5 protein-coding genes are annotated in these 5,760 nt (G+C 65.3%); 3 read left to right on the forward strand and 2 right to left on the reverse strand.

Translation table 11 applies throughout. From position 1 onward, the window contains the following. Positions 1-87: 87 nt before the first annotated feature. Together AC1DJT_RS33710 and AC1DJT_RS33715 are read right to left on the reverse strand one after the other, a co-directional pair. Positions 88-1,578: an ABC transporter substrate-binding protein gene (locus AC1DJT_RS33710; protein ID WP_441504432.1), complete on the reverse strand. Its 1,491-nt coding sequence runs from the start codon at positions 1,576-1,578 to the stop codon at positions 88-90. Between the two features lie 97 nt (positions 1,579-1,675). Beyond that, positions 1,676-2,416, reverse strand: a complete 741-nt coding sequence (locus AC1DJT_RS33715) for a GntR family transcriptional regulator (protein WP_441504431.1) — start codon at positions 2,414-2,416, stop codon at positions 1,676-1,678. Positions 2,417-2,583: 167 nt separating this feature from the next. Between AC1DJT_RS33715 and uxaC the strand changes: the two genes are divergently transcribed. From uxaC to kduD, 3 genes are read left to right on the forward strand one after another with little or no spacing between them, the layout of a single operon-like run. Continuing rightward, positions 2,584-3,987 (forward strand): glucuronate isomerase, encoded by a 1,404-nt coding sequence (uxaC, locus tag AC1DJT_RS33720; protein ID WP_441504430.1) that lies wholly within the window; start codon positions 2,584-2,586, stop codon positions 3,985-3,987. Next, a complete protein-coding gene (gene kduI / locus AC1DJT_RS33725; protein WP_441504429.1) occupies positions 3,984-4,835 on the forward strand; it encodes a 5-dehydro-4-deoxy-D-glucuronate isomerase in 852 nt (283 codons plus the stop codon). Before uxaC ends, kduI begins: the two co-directional genes overlap by 4 nt. Then, entirely contained in the window at positions 4,835-5,599 is a 765-nt protein-coding gene (gene kduD / locus AC1DJT_RS33730) for a 2-dehydro-3-deoxy-D-gluconate 5-dehydrogenase KduD (protein ID WP_441504428.1), read from the forward strand. The genes kduI and kduD overlap by 1 nt, the downstream gene beginning before the upstream one ends. Positions 5,600-5,760: the final 161 nt, after the last annotated feature.

Genomic DNA, 5,760 nt, shown 5'->3' on the forward strand with positions numbered 1-5,760 from the left:
CTCGAGCGCGATGAAGATCACCAGCGCCGCACCAAGCAGAGTGGCGACAAGCGCCACGCACCGGCGCGCCAGGAACGACAGCACGACCTAGCGCCAGCGCACCTCGGCGAGCGGCGTGATCGGGAGCGGCCAATCCGTCCACATCCCGTCCAGCCCGGCCGCCGTCACCGTGATCTTCGGCAGGATGAAGAGGAAGCCGTTGACCGCATCGCGCGCCAGGATGCGCTGGGCTTGCCTGTACATCTCATTGCGTTGGCCCTCGTCGAGGGTGACGTCGATCTTCGCCATCAGTGCCTTGAACTCGGGGTTCTTGTACTGGAAGTAGTAGTCGTCGCGGGCATAGATATTGATGTCGAGCGGTTCGGTATGGGCGATCACGCTCAGGTCGAAATCCTTGCCGCGGAAGACGCGCTCCAGCCATTGCGGGAATTCGAGCGGCTCGATCGAGGCGTTGATGCCGATCTGCGCAAGCAGCGCCGCAATGATCTCGCCCGAACGCCGGGCATAGGTCGGCGGCGGCAGTTTCAGCGTGCAGGAGAAGCCGTTCGGGAAGCCGGCCGCGGCCAGCAGCGCCTTGGCCTTGGGGATATCGACCGGATAGGTGCCGGTCAGGTCTATATAGGCCGGATGCAATGGTGAGAAATGACTGCCGATCAGGTCGACATCGAAGCCGTAGACCCCGAGCGCGATCGTCTTGCGGTCGAGCACATGAGCGATCGCCTGACGCACGCGCAGATCGTTGAACGGCGCCTTGGCATTGTTGATGGCGAGGATGACCTCGCCCTCCGTCTTGCCGAAACTGACCTTGAGCTTGGGATCAGCCTTGAGCTGCGGCACGGCTTCAGGGGCCGCCAGATTGGTTTGCGCGTGGACATCCCCGGCCCGCAACGCGGCGACCTGCGCCTGCGGATCGGCGATAAAGCGGAAGGTCGCCTTGGCGAGTGTCGGCTTCTCCCCCCAATAGCCGTCGAAGCGTTCGAGCTCGAGCCTGTCGCCACGATTCCAGCGCACGAACTTGAACGGGCCGGTGCCAACCGGATTGGTCTTGTTGTTGGCGGCGCTCGCTGGCGCCACGATCACCGCATCGCCCCAGGCGAGACCGTAGAGGAAATTCGCCGTCGGCTGTTTCAGCCTGATGACCACGGACGCCGGATCAGGCGTCGCGATCTCCGCGATCGGCGTGAACAGCTGGCGCTGGGCGTTGGTCGATTCCGGAGCCACGGCCCGCTCGAACGAGAACCTGACCTGTTCGGAGCTGAACGGGGTGCCGTCATGGAACGTCGCGCCCCGCCGCAGCTTGAAGCTGTAGGTGATATTGTCGGGTGCGATCTCCCAGCTTTCGGCGAGGCAGGGCACGATCTTGCCGGTCCGGTCCATCTTGACCAGGCCTTCGAAGATGTTCTGCAAGGTAACTTCGCGGATCGCCTGCGCCGCGCCCGAGGTCGGGTCGAGCGTCGGCGGTTCCAGCGTCATCGCAATGATGACGCTGTCCTTGGCCTGCGCCAGAGCAACGAAAGGCAACTGGGCCGCCAGCGCGGCTGCGCCTGCTCCGGCAAGAAGGTCACGCCGCGTCGTCATCAGCCACTCCCATGCATGTCGCGGCGCAAGATGGCGCGGGAGATGGGCCCGGCGCAAGACGGCTCTTCCGTTTCGTCCACGCGACAGACCGATCGCGTCAGACGAAGTAATCTGGATGCTTTGCCTGAAGATGCACGAGATCGGGCAGGAGCGTGCCGAGATGGGTGCGCATCGCCGCAACCGCCTCGGTGGCGCGGCCCTTGCGGATGGCATCGACGATCGACAGGTGCTCGCGGATCACCATCGCCATGCGCCCGGGCACCGGCAGGGTCATGCGTCGGCAGCGGTCGATCTGGCTTTTCGCCGCCTGTGCGATTTTCCAGATACCGGGATACCCGGCGGCATCGGCCAGCGTCTCGTGAAAGGCTTCGTCCGCGAGATGGAAATTCTCCTGATCGCCGATATCGAAGGCTTCGTGCAGGCGCGCGACCGTGGCATCAAGTCGGGCGATGGCCTCCGGCGTCGCGATGCGGGCAAGCAATTCCACGGTCGCGCATTCCAGCGCCTGCCGGATGAAGACCGCTTCGGGAATAGCCCCGGTCGGGATGCGCGCAACGAAAGTCCCCGCCTGCGGAAAGATCTCGACCAGCCCCTCTTCCTTGAGACGGATCAGCGCTTCGCGGACCGGGGTACGGCTGACGCCGAAGCGCGCCGTCAGCTCCTTCTCGGAGAGCGGCACGCCGGGCCTCAGCTCCATGGCGAGGATGGCGCGTCGGAGATCGTCCTGAACCAGTGAAGCGGCCGTCGAGCGCCCGGCGGGAGCCACGGCCCGCCCCAGGGGGCGGCGCTCGCGTCGATTATCCGCCGCATGGCCGCGGCCGCCTGCGAGCTCGTTCATCGTCCCGTCCCAGCCACCCATGTCTCCCGAACGCTCCGGCCTAAGCCCTGTGAGCGCCACCCTCCTTAGGCGCTACCACAATCACTTTTGACATACTAGTATATTAGTATATTGATCCGATACGCTTCTCGCCCGTACAGTCGCGGGCCTATCGGGACAGATTGCTGATGTTGCTGCACGATGATCGCCTGTTTCCTGCCGATCCGGTGACGCGAGGCATCGCGCGCCGTCTCTATGCCGGGATTCGCGATCTCCCGATCATCTCGCCACACGGCCATACCGACCCGCGCTGGTTCGCCGAGGACAAGCCGTTCCCGGATCCGGCGACGCTGCTGGTCAAGCCCGACCATTACATCTTCCGGATGCTCTACTCGCAGGGCGTCAGGCTCGAGCAGCTCGGCATCGCCCGCAAGGATGGCGGCCCGGTCGAGACCGATACCCGCGCGATCTGGCGGCTCTTCGCCAGCCATTGGCGGCTGTTCCGCGGCACGCCGACCCGGCTCTGGTTCGAGCATGCCCTGTCCGGGGTCTTCGGCATCAACGAGCGCCTGAGCCCGGAGAATGCGGACCGCATCTACGACCGCATCGCCGAAAAGCTAGAGCAGCCGGAGTTTCGTCCCCGCGCCCTGTTCGAGCGCTTCAACATCGAGGCGATCGCGACCACCGAGGGCGCGCTCGACGACCTGAAATGGCACGACATGATCCGGGAATCCGGCTGGGGCGGCAAGGTCGTCACGGCCTATCGGCCGGACAGCGTCGTCGACCCCGAATTCGAGGGCTTCAAGGACAATCTCGCACAGTTCGGCGAGCTGACCGGCGAAGATGTCACGAACTGGACCGGCTATCTCGCGGCCCACCGCGCTCGCCGGGCCTATTTCAAACAGCGCGGCGCGACCTCCTCGGACCATGGCCACGCCACCGCGCGCACGGCAAATCTCTCGCAGGCCGAAAGCGAGAAGCTCTTCGCCAAGATCCTGAAGGGCAAGTTCTCGGCCGAGGATGCCGACCTGTTCCGCGGTCAGATGCTCACCGAGATGGCGAAGATGAGCCTCGATGACGGCTTCGTCCTGCAGATCCACCCCGGCTCCGTCCGCAACCATAACCCGATGCTGTTCGAAACCTTCGGCCGCGATATGGGCTGCGATATCCCGCGCGGCGTGGATTACGTTTCGGCACTGAAGCCGCTGCTCGATGCGGTGGGCAACGAACCCAACCTGACGGTCATCGCCTTCACGCTCGACGAGACCGTCTATTCCCGCGAACTCGCGCCGCTCGCCGGACATTATCCCGCTTTGAAGCTCGGACCCGGCTGGTGGTTCCTCGACGCGCCGGAAGCCATGCTGCGCTTCCGCGAGCTCACGACGGAGACCGCAGGCTTCTACAATACCGTCGGCTTCAACGACGACACGCGCGCCTATCTCTCGATTCCGGCCCGTCACGACGTCGCTCGCCGCTGCGACTGCACCTATCTCGCCAAGCTCGTCGCCGAGCATCGCCTCGGCGAGGACGAGGCGGCGGAGGTGGCCTACGACCTCGCCTATCGCCTGGCCAAGGAGGCCTACCGCCTGTGACCAGCGCAGCGAGCTCGATCGACGAACGCCAGGCCGCGCATCCACGCGATGTGAAGCGCTACGACACCGAGGCACTGCGTCAGGACTTCCTGGTCGAGCGCATCTTCGTGCCGGGTGAGCTGACGCGGACCTACAGCCATTACGACCGCATGATCGTCGGCGGCGCCACCCCGGTGAGCAAGCCGCTGACGCTCGATCCCTTCGCTCCGACCGGCACGCCCTTCTACCTGGCGCGCCGCGAACTCGGGGTAATCAATATCGGCGGCGCCGGCACGGTCACCGTCGACGGCAAGCAGTTCGCACTGCCGAACCTCGACGCGCTCTATGTCGGACTGGGCGCGAAGGAGGTCAGCTTCTCCAGCGCCGATCCGGCCAACCCCGCCAAGTTCTACCTGACCAGCGCCCCCGCCCATCGCGAGGCGCCGCATCAGCTCATCCGCCAGTCGGATGCCAATACGCTGCATCTCGGCTCGGCCGAGACCTCGAACAAGCGCACCATCCGGCAATACATCATGCCGAACACGACCGGCACCAACCAGCTCGTCATGGGCATGACGGCACTCGAGCCCGGCTCGGTCTGGAACTCCATGCCCTGCCACACCCATACGCGGCGGATGGAAGCCTATCTCTATTTCAACCTCGACCCGGCCCATCGCGTCTTCCATTTCATGGGCGAACCGACCGAAACCCGGCATCTGCTCGTCGCCAACGAGCAGGCCGTGATTTCGCCGAACTGGTCGATCCATTGCGGCTGCGGCACCTCGAACTACGCCTTCGTCTGGGCMATGGCCGGCGACAATGTCGAGTTCACCGACATGGACGCCGCGCCYGTCGAGATGCTGCGCTGATGGTTGCGCGTGCGCCCTTCGATCTCGTCGGGCGCACGGCGCTCGTCACAGGCGCCAATACCGGCATCGGCCAGGGCATTGCGCTGTCGCTGGCTGAGGCCGGAGCCACGGTCGTCGCCGCCGGCCGCTCGTCCATGACCGAGACGGTGGCAATGATCACCAGTGCCGGCGGACGCTGCCTGCCGCTCGCCGTCGATCTGCAGCAACCCGGGATCGCAGCCGAGGCCGTCACCAGAGCCAGCGAAGCCGCCGGTCCGCTCGATATTCTCGTCAACAATGCCGGTATCATCCGCCGCGCCGACGCTCTCGATTTCAGCGAGAGCGACTGGGACGAGGTCATGAACGTGAACCTCAAGGCGAGTTTCTTCCTGTCCCAGGCCTTTGCGAAGGCAGCGCTCGCGGCCGGCCGCAGCGGGCGCATCGTCAACATCGCCTCGCTGCTCTCCTTCCAGGGCGGTATCCGCGTCGCCTCCTATACCGCGAGCAAGAGCGGGCTTGCCGGCCTGACCCGGCTGTTGGCCTGCGAATGGGCGGGCAAGGGCATCAATGTGAACGCGATCGCCCCCGGCTATGTCGAGAGCAACAACACGCAGGCCCTGCGCGAGGATGCCGACCGTAACGCCGCCATCCTTGCCCGCATCCCGGCTGGTCGTTGGGGCAAGCCTTCGGATATCGGCGGGGCTGCCGTCTTCCTTGCAAGCGACGCGGCGGCCTACGTGCATGGTGCGATCATCCCCGTCGATGGAGGCTGGCTGGCACGATGAGCGAGCGTCTCAACTCCTTCTTCCAGCATGAGCGCGACTTCGCCTGGCAGGCGACCGAGCCCGGCGTGAAGCGCAAGATCATGGCCTATGGGCCCGACCTGATGATCGTCCGCGTCGTCTTCGAGGCCGGAGCCATCGGCAAGGCGCACCAGCACCCGCAT

The sequence above is a fragment of the Allobosea sp. 05T422_2 genome, from assembly GCF_056396265.1.